The organism is Burkholderia sp. CpTa8-5 (assembly GCF_017815045.1).
GTDB classification, from domain to species: domain Bacteria; phylum Pseudomonadota; class Gammaproteobacteria; order Burkholderiales; family Burkholderiaceae; genus Burkholderia; species Burkholderia sola.
In genome coordinates, this window is the sequence record NZ_JAGIQD010000013.1 from 89,965 (window position 1) to 108,587 (window position 18,623).

Below are 18,623 nucleotides of genomic sequence, written 5' to 3' on the forward strand. Positions count from 1 at the left end.
ACGGCCGACAAGCCGCCCTCTCAGGATTTCAGCGGTCCGCCAAACCCGCTCGTCGGCAGCTTCATACCTGTCGCGCCCGCGGCCGACGCCACGGTCGTGGCGCCCTTGCCCGCGATGCCGGCGACGCCCGGCAATGCGCTCTGCAACGCGCCCGACGCGGCATTCGCAGCCGGCGCGGCAAGCGCGGCAAGCCCGCCCTGACGGGCGGCCTGAACCATCCCGGCCACCTGCTTCGCCGCACCGCTCAGGGTCGAGGCCGTCTGCAACGCCGACGCAACGCCGGCTCCGCCCAACGCCGTCGCCGCAGTCGGCAATGCCGAGCTCGCGAGCCCGCCGAGGGCCGCGCCCGCGCTGCCGCCGCTCACCAGCCCCATCGCCGCCGTCGTCGCGGCCGGCGCCATCCCCTGCAACTGGCTCGCGAGCTGTCCGCTCGCCGCGGCCTGCGCGGCTTCCGCTGACGGTTGCACGGGCTCCGCCGGCCACTTCGCCTGCTTGAAATAGTTCGCCGGCTGATCCGACTCGCGTGGGTCCTTCCCGAATTCGACGCGCACCGCGCCGGGCGGCAACCCGCTCACGACCGTATGACCGCTGTTGTCGAGTGCGCCTTTCTTCAGCACGGCGCCGTTCACGTCCTTCACCGTGAACAGTCCGCCTTTCACCGCCTCGCCGTTCACGTACTTGTGAAACAGTTCGAGCTGCCCCGGCTGATCCGGCCGCGGGCTCGGCAACGGATACCCCATGCTCGCCGGACCCGCGAACGTATGCGACGCCCCCTTCACATCGATGGCGCCCGGCGCATGAATCTCGATGTTGCCGTCCTTGATGCGGATATACCCGCCGCCGCTCGTCAGCAAAATGCCCTGATCGGCCGCGATCTCGATCCGGTCGGTTGCGGACACAACCTTTACCGCCTTCTGCGCGGTCACCTCGACGTTGTCCGACTGCGCCTGGATCTCGACCTTGCCCTTGCCCGCGAACAGCTTCATCCCCGCGTTCTGCACGAACAGGCTCAGCTTCTGCCCGATGCTGCCGATCAGCGACTTGCCCGCCGCGACATGCACGCTTTGCCCGCTCGCGACGTTCACGTGATCGTTCGCGACCACGTGCACCGACTGCTGCGTCGACATCCCGATCCCCGACGGGCTGCCGAACAGCATCACCGGTTCCTTGAATGCGTTCGCGCTGCCGGTGCCGCCGCCCGCCGTACGTCCGCCGGACGCGTTACCCGATGCACTGTCCTGCGTCGCGTCGGTGAACGCACGCATCGTGTCGTGCGCTTCCTTCAGGCTTTCCGCCTGATGCTGCTCGCTCACGCCCGACATCGCTTCGATCAGGCTCTCGCCCGCCACGAGCTGCTGCTGCGCTTCCTTCACGTCGAGCGGCTGGCTGTTCGCCGCCCTCGGATGGGTCGTGACGTACAGGCCCTGGCTCGCCCGCACCGCGCCATACGCATCCGAGCGCAAGTCGAACCCGCTGCCGAGATACGACCCGCGCGAATTGCCGCTCTGGTCGATGATGTAGCCGAGATGCAGCAGGCTGTTCGCGCTGCTGCTCATCAGCTGCACGCGGTTCTGCCCCGTCGCGTCGTCCATCACGAGCTGGTTGTAGCCGCCGCCCGAATACTCCTTCGACCGATACCCTGACAGAATCCCGTCGCTATGCCACTGCGGCTGGTTCGCGCCGTTGTACACGCGCCCGACGGCCAGCGGTCGGTCGCAATCGCCGCCGACATAGTCGATCAGCACTTCCTCGCCGATGCGCGGCACGTGCACGCCGCCGTAGCCGCCACCCGTGTCCGACTGCACGACGCGCACCCAGCACGACGCGTTTTCGTTACCCGGGTTCAGGCGATCCCACACGAACTGCACGCGGATCCGGTTCAACTCGTCGGTATAGACTTCCTCGCCCTGCGGCCCGACGACGATCGCCGTCTCGAGATGCATCTTCGGCTTCTCGTGTTCGAACGGGCTGCGATACGGCACGCTGACGCGCTGCGCTTCGACCTCGACGAGATAGAAGCCGACCGAGCCGTCGTCGTGCGGCACGCGAAACGCGGGGTCGGCGCCATAGCCGTCCTGCGCCTGCGTCAGCGCATCGCGCAGGCTGTACGGGAAGTCCGCACTGCTGTTGGCAACAGGCAGGTTGTTCTCGATCCACCATTCGACGCCGATCGTCGCGAATTCGCGCTGATCGGCCGGATCGCGATCGTGTTCGGGATGGTCCGCCAGCGTGAAGCGCCGGCCGGCATCGATCGCACGCACGCCGCCCGCGCCGTGGAAGCGCTTCGCCTCCGACTCCCACTGCTCCATCCGGATCTTCGTCAGATGGTCGCCGCGCGTCTGGTCCAGATACGTGTACGCACCGGTGTACTCGTAGACTTCGAGCTGGTCGGGCAATTCACCCTGGCCGGCCATCGTCGGCAGCGTCGTGCCCTTCGGGTTCGACGGTTGCGACGGATTCTTGTAGTCGAACGTGCGTGTCGATCGCGTGACGCTCTGCAGCGTGCGCGTGCCCGACCATTGCGTAAGCGCGTCGGCTTCGCTCGCCGCGCCGCCGTGATAGAAGCGCACGGCCTGCGGCGACAGCGGCGCAAACGCCTGCAGGTTGTCGGTGATCACGAGCGTATGCGACTTGCCGTCGTCGGCCTGCTGCCAGATGGTGTAAAGGCCTTCGCTCTCCATCAGCCGATGTACGAAATGCCAGTCGGTGTCGTGCTGGCGCGTGTACGAACGGTTCGGCAACGGCTTCGACAGCGCAAAGCGGAAATGGCCCTTCGCCTGCGGATGCTGGTCCAGCACGTCGCTGATGATCTGGTCGACGGTCGTATCGTTCCAGATCCGCTGGTCGCGACGGAACTTCAGGAAATGGGTGAAATCGGCGAACGTGAGCTGATAGGTCGTGAGCCCACCGTCGGCGCCCAGACGACGCGCGGTGTGCACATAGCCATTCACCGGCCGGTAGCTGCGATCGCCCTGCTGGATCCACAACGTGACCGGCTGCGCGATCAGCTTTTTAAGCTCCACATCGCTGTCGGTCGACAGCACGTCCAGCGTGAATTCGTACGCGCGCCCGATGCGTGAGCGGCCGACCGCCCGCTGCACGGTCAGCACGTTCGCCCCCAACGGGGTGTCGAGCTTCAGCAGCCGGTCCTGCTGAAGCAACCCGCCGCGCAATGCGGCGACAGTGTTCTGCATGTTCATGGCAACGGCCTTTTCTTCTTTTGACGCGCCCTCGGATGGCGCGCTGAGCGATTTCGCTCGCGCGATTTTACAGACAAATTACGGCCCGAATCGGAAAAATGACCTGATTTAAAAGACTATTTTTAAGCGGATTCCGAATGCCCGCGGCGAACGCTCGAACAGGCAGGCGCCGTGCACAGCGGTTGCCGTCACACTGCATTGCCGCCTTCAATCCGCTGAAATCGAGTGCAATCAGGGCCAATTCGACTTCCGGTGCGGCGCGGTTGCGAGTAGTGTCTACGTGCCCGTATTGCGGCCCACCGAGGCCGGTCAGCGCCCGGTGCCCGGCGCTCACCACAACACCCTGCTGACCACTGGAGATCTGCGATGAAACGTTCGAAGTTCCTGCTGTCAGGCCTGCTGCTCGCGTCGGCCCTCGGCTTCACGGCCGTCGCCGCGCACGCGGACGACCTGCTCGATTCCGTGAAGAAAGCCGGCGTGCTGCGGGTCGGCCTCGAAGGCACGTATCCGCCGTTCAACTCGCGCGGCACGTCCGGCCAGCTCGAGGGCTTCGACGTCGACGTCGCGAACGCGGTCGCCGGCAAGCTCGGCGTGAAGACGCAGTTCGTCCCGACGGAATGGAGCGGCATCATCGCGGGGCTGCAGGCCGGCAAGTTCGACGTGATCGTCAACCAGGTCACGATCACGCCGCAACGCAAGGAAGCGCTCGACTTCAGCGAGCCGTACACGTACTCGGCCGCGCAACTGATCCAGCGCAAGGACGACACGCGCAACTTCAAGTCGCTCGAGGACTTCAAGGGCAAGAAGCTCGGCGTGACGCTCGGCACCAACTACGACCAGATGGCGCGCAGCGTGCCGGGCATCGAGGTGCAGACGTATCCGGGCGCGCCGGAGAAGCTGCGCGACCTCGCCGCAGGTCGGATCGAAGCGACGCTCGACGATCGGCTGATGCTGCCGTACATGATCAAGACGTCGAACCTGCCGCTGCGCTCGGGGGCGGTGCTGAACGGCGGCAAGCAGGAGATGGCGATCCCGTTCCGCAAGGGCAACCCGAAGTTCGAGAAGGCGATCAACGATGCGCTCGAGTCGCTGCGCAAGGACGGCACGCTGAAGAAGATCTCGACGCACTGGTTCGGCAGCGACGTGACGGTGCCGGTCGCGCAGTAAGCGGTTCGGCGCGCGCTCAATGCGTCACGCTTTTCGCTGCGGCGAAGGCGTGACGCGCAGATGCAAGCGTCTTGCCTCCTTCCTCTTTTCCGTTTTCCGTCAGGCCGCCTCGTCGAAGCGGGCAAGCAGCATCTGGCCAATCGGCGTCAGCGCCGGGCGCGCCGCTATCTCGTCTACGCGTACCTGCGTGTCGTCGACCAGCTGCTTTTCGACGAGCACGGCGAACGCCGGGTTCGCGAGGTCGACACTGTCGGGCGCGCGCGCAATGCGCAGCAGCATAGAGAATTCATGCGGACTCAACATGGTCCATGTCTCCTGATCGTCCGCGATGCATTCGATCGGCGTCGATCACGTTTTCGAATGGAATGGATGGGAGGCCGAAGCCGATGCGCTGCCGGGAGCGAGATCCCGGGTGATCCTGCGCGACGCGGGCACGGCGTCGGATGCGATCACGCACACCCCGATCGCGACAATGCTGCCGCGGCGGGAACGTGCAACATTAGAGATGCGGCGTGACGCGGGCGTGACAAGAAAAAGGGGGTAACGACAGTGCTCGCGACATCACGGCGCGCAGCCCCATGAACGAAAAAGGGGTTACGGAAAACTCCGTAACCCCTTTTCGGATTTGGTGCCGGCTGCAGGACTCGAACCCGCCACCTGATGATTACAAATCAACTGCTCTACCAGATGAGCTAAGCCGGCGTAGCGCGAGATTCTACCTCATTTCACGATCTTGAGGCGAGGTCTGCTGCCGCCTTTCGAGCCGTCGCCGTCGGTTTTCGGCGGTTCGTCGGCGCCTTCGGACGGCTCCTCGTTCGCCCCGCTGTCGGCGACGGGCGCCAACGGCGATACGGACTCGTCGCGCTGCGCGTCATCGGCCGGCGCGGCGTCATCGTCGAACGCACCCGAATCCGCACCCTCGCCTGCAACCGCATCGACCTGGAACGCCATGCCCTGCCCGTTCTCGCGCGCGTAGATCGCGAGCACGTTGGCCACCGGAATCTCGATCTTGTGCGCCTTCCCGGAGAACCGGGCCGTGAACTCGATCCACTCGTTGCCCATCTGCAACTGGCTCGTCGCCTCGAAGCTGATGTTGAGCACGATCTCGCCGTCACGCACGAACTGACGCGGCACGCGCGTCGAGTTGTCGACCCTCACCGCGATATGCGGCGTGTAACCGTTATCGGTGCACCACTCGTACAACGCGCGCAGCAGATAAGGCTTCGTTGAAATCTCTTGCATCACAATCCTCGAACCCGGAGCGGGCGCGCGGCACGCCGCCGCCCGCTCCGTCATGCCTTCATTGCAACATTAACGACGCATGACCTTTTCGGACGGCGTCAGTGCTTCGATGTAGGCCGGACGGCTGAAGATCCGTTCGGCGTACTTCATCAGCGGCGCGGCGTTCTTCGACAGCTCGATGCCGTAGTGATCCAGGCGCCACAGCAGCGGTGCGATCGCGACGTCGAGCATCGAGAACTCTTCGCCGAGCATGTACTTGTTCTTCACGAAGATCGGCGCGAGCTGCGTCAGGCGATCACGGATCGCGAGGCGTGCCTTCTCGTGATTCTTCTCCGCCGCCTTGCCCTTCTCGTTCTCGAGCGTGCTGACGTGGACGAACAGTTCCTTCTCGAAGTTGAGCAGGAACAGGCGCGCGCGGGCGCGCTGCACCGGGTCGGCCGGCATCAGTTGCGGATGCGGGAAGCGCTCGTCGATGTACTCGTTGATGATGTTCGATTCGTACAGGATCAGGTCGCGCTCGACCAGGATCGGCACCTGACCGTACGGGTTCATCACCGAAATGTCTTCCGGCTTGTTGAACAGGTCGACGTCGCGGATTTCGAAGTCCATGCCCTTCTCGAACAGCACCAGCCGGCAACGCTGGGAGAACGGGCAAGTTGTGCCGGAATACAGAACCATCATATTTGCGTTTCCTCAAAAAAGCCGAGGGCCGGCACGCGACGAAACCCCTTTCACGGGTTCCGCCTTGCGCCGGCCCCACGCCGGTCAGGCGTGTTTACTTGATATCTTTCCAGTACGCGGCATTGAGCCGCCAGGCCAGGAAAGTCAGGACACCGAGAAAGATCAGCACCCACACGCCGAGGCGCTTGCGGGTCTGCTGGGCCGGCTCGGACATCCATGTCATATAGGCCACCAGGTCGGCCACCGCAGCATCGTAGTCGGGCGACGACAGCGTGCCCGGCGTGACCTGCTGGAAGCCGACGAGCACGTGGGCCTTCTCGCCCGTCTCCTCGTCCGTCTTGTCTTCGAATTTGGCAACGCGCTGCCCCTGCAGCTGCCACAACACATGGGGCATGCCGACGTTCTCGAACACCGCGTTGTTCCAGCCGGTCGGCCGCGTATCGTCGCGGTAGAAGCTCCGCAGATACGTGTACAGCCAGTCGCGGCCGCGCGCACGCTCCTCGACCGACAGGTCGGGCGGCGTGGTGCCGAGCCAGTTCTTCGCGTCGTCGGACCGCATCGCCACGGACATCGTGTTCCCGACCTTGTCGGTCGTGAACAGGAGATTCGTTTCGATCTCCTTCTGGGATATGCCCAGATCCGTCAGACGGTTGTAGCGCATCAGGTTCGCGCTGTGGCAGTTCAGGCAATAGTTTACAAACAATTGCGCGCCGTGCTGAAGCGAAACGAGATTTTCCGTGTTATCGGGCGCCCGGTCGAGCGGAAAATTACCTTCCGCCCGCACGGCCGGCGCCGCCAGCAGCGCACAGGCGGTGGCCCCGATCAGCGCGAGTGTCGAAAGCAGTTTCTTCATGTCGTTCTCTCCTCGCTCACGTTAATGGGGCTTGAAGCGCACCCGTTCCGGCGGCTGCTTGAACGTGCCAAGCGGCGTCCAGACGGGCATGCCGAGGAAGAACGCGAAGTAGACCAACGCGCAGAACTGCGCGATCAGCGTCGCCGCCGGCGACGGCGGCCGCGTGCCGAGGAACGCGAGGGTCAGGAACGCCGCGACGAAAATCCCGAGGAACACCTTGTGGAACAGCGGCCGGTAGCGGATCGACTTCACCGGGCTGCGGTCGAGCCACGGCAGGAAGAACAGCGAGATCACCGCCGAGCCCATCACGACGACGCCCCAGAACTTCGACTCGGTCAGATACATGAACACGACGATCGCGGCGGCCAGCACCGGCAGCCCGATCTTCCACTTGCCGCGCGCGCGGATCAGCGCGAGCACGCCGAGCAGCGCGATCACGATCATCAGCACGATCTTGAACGGGTCGGTGGTCGCGCGCAGCATCGCGTAGAACGCGGTGAAGTACCAGACCGGCGCGATCTCGGGCGGCGTCTGCAGCGGGTTCGCCGGGACGAAGTTGTTCGCCTCGAGGAAGTAGCCGCCCATCTCCGGCGAGAAGAACACGATCAGCGCGAACACCATCAGGAACACGCACACGCCGAGGAAATCGTGCACCGAGTAGTACGGGTGGAACGGGATGCCGTCGAGCGGAATGCCGTTTTCGTCCTTTTTCGCCTTGATCTCGATGCCGTCCGGGTTGTTCGACCCGACTTCGTGCAGCGCGACCAGGTGCGCGACGACGAGGCCGACCAGCACGAGCGGGATCGCGATCACGTGGAACGCGAAGAAGCGGTTCAGCGTGACGTCGGACACGACATAGTCGCCGCGAATCCACAGCGACAGGTCCGGGCCGACGAACGGGATCGCCGAGAACAGGTTCACGATCACCTGCGCGCCCCAGAACGACATCTGGCCCCACGGCAGCAGGTAGCCGAAGAACGCCTCGGCCATCAGGCACAGGAAGATCGCGCAGCCGAAGATCCACACGAGCTCGCGCGGCTTGCGGTACGACCCGTACAGCAGCCCGCGGAACATGTGCAGGTAGACGACCACGAAGAACATCGACGCACCGGTCGAGTGCATGTAGCGGATCAGCCAGCCCCACGGCACCTCGCGCATGATGTACTCGACCGACGCGAACGCGAGCGTCGAGTCGGGCTTGTAGTTCATCGTCAGGAAGATGCCCGTGACGATCTGGTTCACGAGCACCAGCAGCGCGAGGGAGCCGAAGAAGTACCAGAAGTTGAAGTTCTTCGGCGCGTAGTACTCGGATACGTGCTTCTTCCAGGTGGACGTGAGCGGGAAGCGCTGGTCGATCCAGCCGGTGAAACCTGTCGTGGAGACTTCCTTGTTGTCGGCGGCCATCACGCTTCTCCTTTCTCGTCCTTGCCGATCACGAGGGTCGTCGCCGACGTGAACATGTAGGGCGGGATGTCGAGATTCTGAGGCGCCGGCTTGTTCTTGAACACGCGACCGGCGAGGTCGTAGGTCGAACCGTGACACGGGCACAGGAAACCACCCGGCCAGTCGTCCGGCAGGTTCGGCTGCGGACCCGGCGTGAAGCGTTGGCTGGGCGTGCAGCCGAGATGCGTACACACGGCCATCACGACGAGAATGTTCTTGCGATCGGCCCGTGCCCGATATTCGTTCGCGCAATAGGCTGGCAACGGCATCGAATACGGCGACTTCGTGGTCGGATCGGCCACTTCCTTGTCGGCCTTGACCACGTCGGCCAGCATCGAATCGGTGCGATTCAGGATCCAGACGGGCTTGCCGCGCCACGGCACGGTGACCATCTCGCCGGGCTTCAGGCCGCTGATGTCGATTTCGACCGGGGCCCCGGCCGCTTTCGCTTTCGCGGACGGCGCAAGCGACGCCGCGAAAGGTATGACGGTGGCTACGCCTCCTACGCCACCTGCTACGGATGTCGCAATCAGCCAGGTACGGCGGCCGCTGTCGACGCGTTTCTCTTCCTTGTCTCGCATCACACGCCCCACTTCTGAGTTGGATTTTCCGTCACGACTTTCCATTCCGCCGCTAGTTTGCTCGAATGGAGTCGCCATTTACAAGGCCCGGAGATGAAAATCCCTTCGAAGTGATTGATAGTTAAGGGTTATCCCCCACTATCGGAGCAATTAAATCATTTCACTTTTAAGCAATTGCTACATTGTGGAATTTCGATGCGCTGCCGCAAATCCGGCGTTCAGACCGGATTATGAATATCGATAAAAAGGTGTTCGAGATCGAATTCTTCGGACAAGTGGCGCCCAAGTGCCTGGATTCCGTAGCGCTCGGTCGCATGGTGCCCCGCCGCAACGAACGCGACGCCGCTTTCCGCCGCCGCATGCGTGATCGATTCGGACACTTCGCCGGTCAGGAACACGTCCGCGCCGGCGTCGATCGCCGCGTCGAAGTAGCTTTGCGCGGCGCCCGTGCACCACGCGATGCGGCGCAGCTGCGTGTCCGGATCGCCGAGCACGAGCGGCGTGCGGCCGAGCGTGTGTTCGACCTTCGCGACGAAGTGCTCGAGCGTGACGGGCATCGGCAGCGTCGCCATCCAGCCGAGGTCGCCTTCACCGAAACGCTGGTCGCCGATCAGGCCGAGCTTTTCGCCGAGCTGCGCGTTGTTGCCGAACTGGGGATGCGCGTCGAGCGGCAGGTGGAACGCGAACAGGTTCAGGTCGTTCGCGAGCAGCAGCTTCAGGCGCTGATACTTGCGGCCCGTGATCTGCGGCGCCTCGTTGCGCCAGAAATAGCCATGATGGACGAGCACGGCATCCGCCCCCCATTCGAGCGCCGCTTCGAGGAGCGCGACCGACGCCGTCACGCCGGTGACGATCTTCTCGATCTTGCGGCGCCCCTCGACCTGCAGGCCGTTCGGGCAATAGTCCTTGAAGCGCGCGGTTTCAAGGGTATTGTTCAAGTACAATTCAAGTTCGATCCGATCCATATAAACCTCTAATCCATTCAGATGCTTAGACGCTTCTGGCTGTTCTTCGCGCAGGCGGTGACCGTACTGCTCGCGCTGATGTTCATCGTCGTGACGCTCAAGCCGCAATGGCTGCAACGGCAAGGACAGCTCGGCAAGCAGCTCGCCACGCCGATCGTCGCGCTGCGCGAGGTCGCGCCGGGCATCGGCGGCGCTCCGGCGACCACGTCGTATGCCGAAGCCGCGCAGAAGGCGATGCCGGCCGTCGTCAACGTGTTCTCCAGCAAGGACGGCTCGCTGCCGCCCGACCCGCGCGCGAAGGATCCGCTGTTCCGCTACTTCTTCGGCGACCGCAACGCCCGCAAGCAGCAGGACGAGCCGGCAGCCAACCTCGGCTCGGGCGTTATCGTGAGCCCTGAAGGTTACATTCTAACGAACCAGCACGTCGTCGACGGCGCCGACCAGATCGAAGTCGCGCTCGCCGACGGCCGAACGGGCACCGCGAAGGTGATCGGCAGCGATCCCGAAACGGATCTCGCGGTGCTGAAGATCAACATGACGAACCTGCCGACGATCACGCTCGGCCGCTCCGACCAGTCGCGCGTCGGCGACGTCGTGCTCGCGATCGGCAACCCGTTCGGCGTCGGCCAGACGGTCACGATGGGGATCATCAGCGCGCTCGGCCGCAACCACCTCGGCATCAATACGTTCGAGAACTTCATCCAGACCGACGCACCGATCAACCCCGGCAACTCCGGCGGCGCGCTGGTCGACGTGAACGGCAATCTGCTCGGCATCAACACGGCGATCTACTCGCGCTCGGGCGGCTCGCTCGGCATCGGTTTCGCGATTCCGGTTTCGACCGCCCGCACGGTGCTCGAAAGCATCATCACGACGGGTTCGGTCACGCGCGGCTGGATCGGCGTCGAGCCGCAGGACGTCACGCCGGAAATCGCCGAGTCGTTCGGGCTCCAGCAGAAATCGGGCGCGATCGTCGCGGGCGTGCTGCAAGGCGGCCCGGCCGACAAGGCCGGCATCAAGCCGGGCGACATCCTGGTGAGCGTCAATAGCGAGGACATCACCGACACGACGAAGCTGCTGAACGTCGTCGCGCAGATCAAGCCGGGCACGCCGACCAAGGTGCACGTCGTACGCAAGGGCAAGCAGTTCGACGTGAACGTCGTGATCGGCAAGCGCCCGCCGCCGCCGAAGCAGACGCTCGACGAGCAGGACGGCGATAGCGAATGACGGTCGGCGGGCCGCACGCCGCCTGTCGGTCATGATGCGACGCGGAAACGGAAAAGGGCAGCCGGTTGGCTGCCCTTTTGCTTTGCTTCAAACGACGTCCGGTGCCGGAAGGTAGCTTTGCGATGCGCTGGCTGGCGGCCCACCGCGGTACCGGGCGCCTCCGGCCGGGCCGGAAAGCCGCCCCGGCGCCGCGCCGTCAACTCGCGGCTTCGCCGTTCCCCGCCTCGCCCTCTTCTACCGGCTTCTTCGGCACGAAGAACCGCGCGGCCAACAGGCCGATCTCGAACAGCACGATCAGCGGCAGCGCGAGCATCAGTTGCGAGAACACGTCCGGCGGGGTGACGACCGCCGCGACCACGAATGCGCCGACGATCACGTACGGCCGCATCTCCTTCAGCTTCTTCAGGGACAGCACGCCCATCCTGACGAGCAGCACGACGACGATCGGCACCTCGAACGTGACCCCGAACGCGATGAACATCCCGAGCACGAAGCTCAGGTAGTTGTCGATGTCGGTCGTCATCTCGGCGCCGAGCGGCGCGTTGTAATGCGCCATCACGCGGAAGATCGTCGGGAACACGAGGAAGTACGCGAACGCCATCCCGCACAGGAACAGCACGTAGCTGCTGCCGACGAGTGGCGTGACGAGCTTCTTCTCGTGCTGGTACAGCCCCGGCGCGACGAACGCCCAGATCTGGTACAGCACGATCGGCAGCGCGATCACGAGCGCGACGAGCATCGTGACCTTCATCGGCACGAAGAACGAGCCGGTGACGTCGGTGACGATCATCTTGCCGTCTTTCGGCAGGTTCTCCATCAACGGCCGCGCGAGCAGCTTGAAGATGTCCGGCGCCCAGTACACGAGCCCGACGAACACGACGATCACGGCCAGCCCCGCGCGAATGATGCGATCGCGAAGCTCGACGAGATGGGAAATGAAGGTTTCTTCCGGGGCGTCGCCCGGGTTCTGCTGGGGGTCGCTCACACCGGCCCTCGGTAGGATTGACGAGCGAGCATGCGCTCGACTCAGAAGAAGCGCGTCGGCCGGCGCAGGCTGGCCGGCTGGTGGCGCGCGACACGCGCGGCGCCCGACTGCACGTGCGTGCGGCGGGTCGTCGCGCGCTTGTACCAGACAGGCGTCGCCGCCTGCTTGATGCGCCAGTTGCGACGCTTCGGCGCAAGCGCGGCCGTGCTGCCGCCACGCCACGACGGCGCCGCGGGCGTGTCGCTACCGTGCAGGCCGGCATCGACCGAGCCTTCGTTGAGACCGCCGACCGCGGAATGCCACGTATCGTTCAGTTCCTTCTCGTGCTCGCGCAGGTTATCGTGAATCGTCGTCTCGACATTGCGCGCGGCCGATTCGAAATCGGTCTTCATCGTCCGCAGCGCGTCGAGTTCGATTTCGCGCGAGACCTCGGCCTTCACGTCGTTGATGTACCGCTGCGCGCGGCCGAACAGCGCGCCTGCCGTACGCGCGACGCGCGGCAGGCGCTCGGGGCCGAGCACGACGAGCGCGACGACGCCGATCAGCGCCATCTTTGAAAGACCGAGATCCAGCATCGCGAATGCCTCAGCGTGCCGGCGTTACGCCTTGTTCGAATCGGAACGCGTCGTTTCCTTCGCGTTGACGTCGACCGCGCCCGAACGCGGCAGTTGCTGCGCGTCGGCCGGCGTTTCGCCTTCCTTCATGCCGTCCTTGAAACCCTTCACGGCGCTGCCCAGATCGTTGCCGATGTTGCGCAGCTTCTTCGTACCGAAAACCAGCGCGACGATCAGCAGCACGATCAGCCAGTGCCAAATGCTCAATCCACCCATGATGAAACCTCTCCTCAACCACGCCGCGGTGCGGCGTAAATCGCCGGCGACGCGCCGGCTTCGACTATCGGATGCGGGGAAACGCCCCGCGTCGTCAACCCATCCGTTGCCACGGGCGCGGGCCGGCCAGGATATGCGCGTGCAGGTGGTAGACCTCCTGCCCGCCGCCCGGGCCCGTGTTGATCACCGTGCGAAAACCGGTTTCGCCGCCCGTATACGCGACGCCGAGCTGGTCGGCCAGACGCGCGACGAGCAGCATCAGCCGGCCGAGCATCGGCGCATCGGCGTCGACCGCCGCCGACAGCGTCGGCAGGTGCCGGCGCGGAATCACGAGCACGTGCGTGTCGGCCGCCGGGCGGATGTCGCGGAACGCGACGAATTCGTCGTCCTCGTGCACCTTCGTGCTCGGGATCTCGCCTGCCGCGATCTTGCAGAACAGGCAATTCGGATCGTGACTCATGTTGCTCCTGCAAACGCCCGCGTGCGGCCGGTCAGAACCACGCCTGCGGATCGAGCGTCTTGTTGTCGTTCAGGTACAGCCAACCCTTGATGATACGGTACAGCGTCCAAATCCACGTGACAAACATCACGACGAATCCGACCACGACGAACATCAGCGCGAACCCGATCACGTAGGCGATCAGCGCGCGCCAGAACGTGCGGATCTGCCACTCGAAGTGATCGGCGTACGGCGTGCCGGCCACGTCGCCGCGCTTCACGTAGTTGATGATGATCGCGATGATGCCCGTGACGCCGCCCGTCAGCCAGTGAAACGCATAAAGACCGTACAGCACGTGGGTCAGCGTGCGCAGCCCGTTCAGGCGCTCGGCATCCGCGGCGCCCGGCACCGCCGGCGTCGGAAACTGGTTCGACGTATCGTTCATGATGCTACCCCCGTTAGATGACAATTCTTACAGCTTACCGCACTGTTGCCACCGCGGCGGGCCCTGTTCGTCAGCCGCCGTTTTCCTCGCGCTCGCGGCGCTTGCGCAGCGCTTTTTCCTCGATGCCCGACAAGCCTTCGCGGCGCTCGAGCTCGGCGATCACGTCGGCCGGGCTCAGGTCGAAATGCGACAGCATCACGAGGCAGTGGAACCACAGGTCGGCCACCTCGCCGACGAGCGCGCTCGGCGCGCCGCCCTGGCGCACGTCCTTCGCGGCCAGCACGACTTCCGTCGCCTCTTCGCCGATCTTCTTCAGCACGGCGTCGTCGCCCTTGTGGAACAGGCGCGATACGTACGATTGATCGGGATCGCCGCCCTTGCGGCTGTCGATCACGGCCGCGAGGCGCAGCAGCGTGTCTTCGGTCGATTGCGTCATTTGTAGATGTGTTCGGGGTCTTTCAGCACCGGCTCGACCGCGACCCAGTCGCCGCCGTCCACCGTACCTTCGAATTTCTGGAAGAAGCACGAATGCCGGCCGGTGTGGCACGCGATGCCCGACACCTGCTCGACCTTCAGCAGCACGACGTCCTCGTCGCAGTCGAGCCGCACCTCGTGCACGTGCTGCACGTGGCCCGACTCCTCGCCCTTGAACCACAGGCGCTTGCGCGAACGCGAATAGTAGACCGCGCGCTGCGTCTCGATCGTCTTCGCGAGCGCCTCGCGGTTCATCCACGCGAACATCAGCACGTCGTTCGTCGACGCTTCCTGCGCGATCACCGGCACGAGGCCGTTGTCGTCCCAACGGACCTTGTCGAGCCACGCGGGCAAGGATTTCGTTTCGGTATTCATCACAGCCTCACCGCGATGCCCTGGTCGGACATGAAGCGCTTCGCCTCGCCGACCGTGTGCTCGCCGTAGTGGAAGATGCTCGCGGCCAGCACCGCGTCGGCGCGGCCGTCCTTGATGCCGTCCGCGAGATCCTGCAGGCAGCCGACGCCGCCCGATGCGATCACCGGCACCGGCACCGCGTCCGACACGCCGCGCGTGAGCGCGAGGTCGAAGCCCGATTTCGTGCCGTCGCGGTCCATGCTCGTGAGCAGGATCTCGCCCGCGCCGAGCTCGGCCATCTTGCGCGCCCATTCGATCGCGTCGAGGCCCGTGTTCTTGCGGCCGCCGTGCGTAAACACTTCCCAGCGCGGCGTCTCGCCGTCGGCCGACACGCGCTTCGCGTCGATCGCGACGACGATGCACTGCGAGCCGTACTTGTCGGCCGCGTCGCGCACGAGTTGCGGATTCGCGACCGCCGACGAATTCATGCTGACCTTGTCCGCGCCCGCGTTCAGCAGGCGCCGCACGTCCTCGACGGCGCGCACGCCGCCGCCGACGGTCAGCGGAATGAAGACCTGCGATGCGACGGCTTCGATGATCGGCAGGATCAGGTCGCGCTGGTCGGACGTCGCGGTGATGTCGAGAAAGGTCAATTCGTCGGCACCCTGGTCGTCGTAGCGGCGGGCGATTTCGACGGGGTCGCCGGCGTCGCGCAGCTCGACGAAATTGACGCCCTTGACGACACGCCCGGCGGTCACGTCCAGGCAGGGGATGATGCGTTTAGCTAGAGCCATGATGTTGCGCCAAATGCCGCGCTGGGACGGCCGGTTGCGGAAGCCTCGCGCGAGGCTTCCGGTCGGGGCCGCCCGCGGGCGGCCCCGGCGAACGGGACGGACGCGGTTACGCGTTGTCGAGTTCGCCGTTCAGTTCGTCCGCGCGCTTTTGCGCGGCCGCGAAATCGAGATCGCCGGAGTAGATCGCCCGGCCGCAGATCACGCCTTCGACGCCGTGCTCTTCCACCTCGCACAGGCTCTCGATGTCCGTGAGGTTCGACAGGCCGCCCGATGCGATCACCGGGATGCCGACCGCCTGCGCGAGCTTGACGGTCGCGTCGATGTTGATGCCCTGCAGCATCCCGTCGCGGCCGATGTCCGTGTAGACGATCGATTCGACGCCGTAGTCCTCGAACTTCTTCGCGAGGTCGATCACCTCGTGGCCGGTCAGCTTGCTCCAGCCGTCGGTCGCGACCTTGCCGTCCTTCGCGTCCAGCCCGACGATGATGCTGCCGGAGAACGCGGTGCACGCGTCCTGCAGGAAGCCCGGGTTCTTCACGGCCGCGGTGCCGATGATCACGTAGGACAGGCCGGCGTCGAGATACTTCTCGATCGTCTCGAGGCTGCGGATGCCGCCGCCGAGCTGGACCGGGATTTCGTCGCCGACTTCGTCGAGGATCGCTTCGATCGCCTCGAGGTTCTTCGGCTTGCCGGCGAATGCGCCGTTCAGGTCGACGAGATGGAGCCGCCGGGCGCCGAGATCGACCCATTTGCGGGCCATCGCCGCCGGGTCCTCGGAGAAAATCGTGGCCTGGTCCATATCGCCCTGTTTGAGGCGCACACACTGACCGTCTTTGAGGTCGATGGCCGGAATCAGCAACATAGCAATCGGGTGTCGTCGTGGAAAATGAAAAGAATCAGGCGCGTACCGGCCAAACCGGTGCCGCGCCGTCTCGCTAGTTTAGTACAACTCTTTCGGCGCTTACGCGCGAGCGCCCCGCGCGACAGGCCGTTCGGCCAGGTCGACTGTGGCTCGCGCGCCACGTTTTACCGCTTCCAGTGGACGAAGTTGCGATACAGACGCAATCCGACCTCCGCGCTTTTCTCCGGGTGGAATTGGGTCGCGAAGATGTTGTCCCGCGCGACCGCGGACGTAAACGGCGCGCCGTAGGCCGTTTCGCCAACCGTGTGCGCCGGGTTGTCCGGGCTCACGTAATAGCTGTGCACGAAGTAGAAATACGCGTCGTCGGGCACGCCGTCCCACAGCGGGTGCGGCTGCGCCTGGCGCACGCGGTTCCAGCCCATCTGCGGCACCTTGAAGCGCGAGCCGTCGTCCTGCAATTGGCCGTCGAGATCGAAGCGCACGACCTTGCCGGGCAGCAGGCCCAGGCCCTTCGTGTCGCCTTCCGCGCTCCAGTCGAACAGCATCTGCTCGCCGACGCACACGCCGAGCAACGGCTTCGTGCGCGACGCGTCGATCACGGCCTCCTGGAGGCCCGACTCGCCGAGGCAGCGCATGCAGTCGGGCATCGCGCCCTGGCCGGGCAGCACGACGCGGTCGGCCGCGCGAATCGCGGCCGGCGTGTCGACGATCGCCACGTCGGCGGCCGGTTCGGCCTTCTTGAGCGCCTGCGCGACCGAGCGCAGGTTACCCATCCCATAATCCACAATCGCAATCGAAGTTTTCATCTCAGTGCAGGCAGTAGCGCCCTCAGTCCATTGACGATGAATTCCACCGCCAGCGCCGACAGCATCAGACCCATCAGCCGCGTGGCGATGTTGATGCCGGTGCGGCCGATCCAGGTCGCGATCGGCTCGGCGAGCCGCATCGCGACGAAACACAGAAAAGCCAGGACCGCGCCGATCGCGACCAGCCCGGCCCGCTCATACCAGTGATGCGCGTTCGCCGCATAGATGATCACCGTGCTGATCGAGCCGGGGCCCGTGAGCAGCGGAATCGCGAGCGGCACGACCGCGATGTTGTCCTTCAGCTCGGCTTCGTGGCGCTCCTCCGGCGTCGACCGCGTGTTGCCGATCTGCGCGTTCAGCATGTTGATCGCCATCAGCAGCATGATGATCCCGCCGCCCACTTCGAGCGACCCGACCGAAATGCCGAAGAAGTTGATGATCTGCTGCCCGAGCAGCGCGGTCACCGTCATCACGCAGAACACCGACACCGATGCGATCCGGATCGTGCGCCGCCGCTCGTCGTCCGTCTGCTGCGCCGTCAGGCTCAGGAAGAACGGCACCGCGCCGACCGGATTGATCAGCGCGAGCAGCGAAATGAACGATTTGAGCAGATCCATCGCAAGCCGGCGCGCCGCGCCGAAGCCGTGAGGTTGTCCTTGGCGTCGTCCGTTCGGAAGTTAGAGGCTGCCTTTCGTCGACGGAATCTGCCCCGCCGCGCGCTCGTCGAGCTCCACCGCCGCGCGCAGCGCGCGGCCGAAGGCCTTGAACACGGTCTCGAGCTGATGGTGCGCGTTGATCCCGCGCAGGTTGTCGATATGCAGCGTGACGCCCGCGTGGTTCACGAACCCGCGGAAGAATTCGATCGACAGGTCGACGTCGAACGTGCCGATCCGCGCGCGCGTGAACGGCACGTGGAATTCGAGGCCCGGCCGGCCGGAGAAGTCGATCACGACGCGCGACAGCGCCTCGTCGAGCGGCACGTACGAATGGCCGTAGCGGCGGATGCCCTTGCGGTCGCCGATCGCCTTCGCGACGGCCTGACCGAGCGTGATGCCGACATCCTCGACCGTGTGGTGATCGTCGATATGCGTGTCGCCGTGCGCTTCGACCTCGAGATCGACCAGACCGTGTCGCGCGATCTGGTCGAGCATATGGTCGAGAAACGGCACGCCGGTGGCCAGCTTCTGCCGGCCGGTGCCGTCGAGATCGAGCTTCACACGGATCTGCGTTTCGCTGGTATTGCGAACGACTTCCGCCACACGCATGGCAATTCCT

General features: G+C 64.9%; 23 protein-coding genes and 1 tRNA gene. 3 read left to right on the forward strand and 21 right to left on the reverse strand.

Features of this window, described 5'->3' with window-relative positions:
• Positions 1-20: 20 nt before the first annotated feature.
• Complete coding sequence (locus tag J8I35_RS20540) at positions 21-3,200, reverse strand: type VI secretion system Vgr family protein (RefSeq protein ID WP_209926770.1); 3,180 nt, start codon at positions 3,198-3,200, stop codon at positions 21-23.
• A gap of 366 nt (positions 3,201-3,566) precedes the next feature.
• Between J8I35_RS20540 and J8I35_RS20545 the strand changes: the two genes are divergently transcribed.
• A complete protein-coding gene (locus J8I35_RS20545) occupies positions 3,567-4,367 on the forward strand; it encodes a cystine ABC transporter substrate-binding protein (RefSeq protein WP_050013111.1) in 801 nt (266 codons plus the stop codon).
• A 99-nt stretch (positions 4,368-4,466) separates the two neighbouring features.
• Here the strand turns inward: J8I35_RS20545 and J8I35_RS20550 are convergent, their stop codons facing one another.
• The gene (locus J8I35_RS20550) at positions 4,467-4,670 is read right to left on the reverse strand and encodes a hypothetical protein (protein ID WP_050013112.1); all 204 of its coding nucleotides are present in this window, start codon (positions 4,668-4,670) and stop codon (positions 4,467-4,469) included.
• A 25-nt stretch (positions 4,671-4,695) separates the two neighbouring features.
• On the opposite strand from J8I35_RS20550, the gene J8I35_RS20555 reads away from it, so the two are divergent.
• A complete protein-coding gene (locus J8I35_RS20555) occupies positions 4,696-4,911 on the forward strand; it encodes a hypothetical protein (protein ID WP_143328865.1) in 216 nt (71 codons plus the stop codon).
• An 82-nt stretch (positions 4,912-4,993) separates the two neighbouring features.
• Here the strand turns inward: J8I35_RS20555 and J8I35_RS20560 are convergent.
• The 7 genes from J8I35_RS20560 to J8I35_RS20590 all read right to left on the reverse strand — a co-directional run bounded on the left by J8I35_RS20560 (position 4,994) and on the right by J8I35_RS20590 (position 10,132).
• A tRNA-Thr gene (locus J8I35_RS20560) sits at positions 4,994-5,069 on the reverse strand.
• An 18-nt stretch (positions 5,070-5,087) separates the two neighbouring features.
• A complete protein-coding gene (locus tag J8I35_RS20565; RefSeq protein WP_124557212.1) occupies positions 5,088-5,609 on the reverse strand; it encodes a ClpXP protease specificity-enhancing factor in 522 nt (173 codons plus the stop codon).
• Positions 5,610-5,678: 69 nt separating this feature from the next.
• A complete protein-coding gene (locus J8I35_RS20570) occupies positions 5,679-6,290 on the reverse strand; it encodes a glutathione S-transferase N-terminal domain-containing protein (protein WP_006400565.1) in 612 nt (203 codons plus the stop codon).
• A gap of 94 nt (positions 6,291-6,384) precedes the next feature.
• Positions 6,385-7,143, reverse strand: coding sequence for a cytochrome c1 (locus J8I35_RS20575; RefSeq protein ID WP_050013114.1), 759 nt, complete (start codon positions 7,141-7,143; stop codon positions 6,385-6,387).
• 21 nt (positions 7,144-7,164) lie between these two features.
• Entirely contained in the window at positions 7,165-8,547 is a 1,383-nt protein-coding gene (locus J8I35_RS20580; protein WP_050013115.1) for a cytochrome bc complex cytochrome b subunit, read from the reverse strand.
• The gene (gene petA, locus J8I35_RS20585; RefSeq protein WP_050013116.1) at positions 8,547-9,167 is read right to left on the reverse strand and encodes a ubiquinol-cytochrome c reductase iron-sulfur subunit; all 621 of its coding nucleotides are present in this window, start codon (positions 9,165-9,167) and stop codon (positions 8,547-8,549) included. The genes J8I35_RS20580 and petA overlap by 1 nt, the downstream gene beginning before the upstream one ends.
• Before the next feature lie 218 nt (positions 9,168-9,385).
• Complete coding sequence (locus J8I35_RS20590) at positions 9,386-10,132, reverse strand: Nif3-like dinuclear metal center hexameric protein (protein ID WP_209926772.1); 747 nt, start codon at positions 10,130-10,132, stop codon at positions 9,386-9,388.
• Positions 10,133-10,153: 21 nt separating this feature from the next.
• On the opposite strand from J8I35_RS20590, the gene J8I35_RS20595 reads away from it, so the two are divergent.
• Positions 10,154-11,359, forward strand: coding sequence for a Do family serine endopeptidase (locus J8I35_RS20595; RefSeq protein WP_175977923.1), 1,206 nt, complete (start codon positions 10,154-10,156; stop codon positions 11,357-11,359).
• A 196-nt stretch (positions 11,360-11,555) separates the two neighbouring features.
• Here J8I35_RS20595 and tatC read toward each other — a convergent pair whose 3' ends face one another.
• From tatC to hisB, 12 genes are all read right to left on the reverse strand, one after another.
• On the reverse strand, positions 11,556-12,344 hold the full coding sequence (gene tatC, locus J8I35_RS20600; RefSeq protein WP_050013119.1) for a twin-arginine translocase subunit TatC: 789 nt from the start codon (positions 12,342-12,344) through the stop codon (positions 11,556-11,558).
• 41 nt (positions 12,345-12,385) lie between these two features.
• On the reverse strand, positions 12,386-12,919 hold the full coding sequence (gene tatB / locus J8I35_RS20605) for a Sec-independent protein translocase protein TatB (protein WP_089488091.1): 534 nt from the start codon (positions 12,917-12,919) through the stop codon (positions 12,386-12,388).
• Between the two features lie 24 nt (positions 12,920-12,943).
• A complete protein-coding gene (tatA, locus tag J8I35_RS20610) occupies positions 12,944-13,174 on the reverse strand; it encodes a Sec-independent protein translocase subunit TatA (RefSeq protein WP_006477115.1) in 231 nt (76 codons plus the stop codon).
• A 94-nt stretch (positions 13,175-13,268) separates the two neighbouring features.
• A complete protein-coding gene (locus J8I35_RS20615; protein WP_050013121.1) occupies positions 13,269-13,634 on the reverse strand; it encodes a histidine triad nucleotide-binding protein in 366 nt (121 codons plus the stop codon).
• A 31-nt stretch (positions 13,635-13,665) separates the two neighbouring features.
• Positions 13,666-14,058 carry a hypothetical protein gene (locus J8I35_RS20620; RefSeq protein ID WP_050013122.1) on the reverse strand — a complete coding sequence of 131 codons (393 nt, stop codon included), beginning with the start codon at positions 14,056-14,058 and terminating at the stop codon, positions 13,666-13,668.
• Between the two features lie 70 nt (positions 14,059-14,128).
• Positions 14,129-14,494, reverse strand: coding sequence for a phosphoribosyl-ATP diphosphatase (locus J8I35_RS20625; RefSeq protein ID WP_011546603.1), 366 nt, complete (start codon positions 14,492-14,494; stop codon positions 14,129-14,131).
• Complete coding sequence (hisI, locus tag J8I35_RS20630) at positions 14,491-14,907, reverse strand: phosphoribosyl-AMP cyclohydrolase (protein ID WP_011546604.1); 417 nt, start codon at positions 14,905-14,907, stop codon at positions 14,491-14,493. The genes J8I35_RS20625 and hisI overlap by 4 nt, the downstream gene beginning before the upstream one ends.
• Entirely contained in the window at positions 14,907-15,680 is a 774-nt protein-coding gene (gene hisF, locus J8I35_RS20635) for an imidazole glycerol phosphate synthase subunit HisF (protein ID WP_027783356.1), read from the reverse strand. The genes hisI and hisF overlap by 1 nt, the downstream gene beginning before the upstream one ends.
• A gap of 106 nt (positions 15,681-15,786) precedes the next feature.
• Entirely contained in the window at positions 15,787-16,542 is a 756-nt protein-coding gene (hisA, locus tag J8I35_RS20640) for a 1-(5-phosphoribosyl)-5-[(5-phosphoribosylamino)methylideneamino]imidazole-4-carboxamide isomerase (RefSeq protein ID WP_006477123.1), read from the reverse strand.
• Between the two features lie 164 nt (positions 16,543-16,706).
• Complete coding sequence (gene hisH / locus J8I35_RS20645) at positions 16,707-17,348, reverse strand: imidazole glycerol phosphate synthase subunit HisH (RefSeq protein WP_209926774.1); 642 nt, start codon at positions 17,346-17,348, stop codon at positions 16,707-16,709.
• Positions 17,345-17,965, reverse strand: a complete 621-nt coding sequence (locus J8I35_RS20650) for a YchE family NAAT transporter (protein WP_050013125.1) — start codon at positions 17,963-17,965, stop codon at positions 17,345-17,347. The genes hisH and J8I35_RS20650 overlap by 4 nt, the downstream gene beginning before the upstream one ends.
• A 60-nt stretch (positions 17,966-18,025) precedes the next feature.
• Complete coding sequence (gene hisB / locus J8I35_RS20655; RefSeq protein WP_011546606.1) at positions 18,026-18,613, reverse strand: imidazoleglycerol-phosphate dehydratase HisB; 588 nt, start codon at positions 18,611-18,613, stop codon at positions 18,026-18,028.
• Positions 18,614-18,623: the final 10 nt, after the last annotated feature.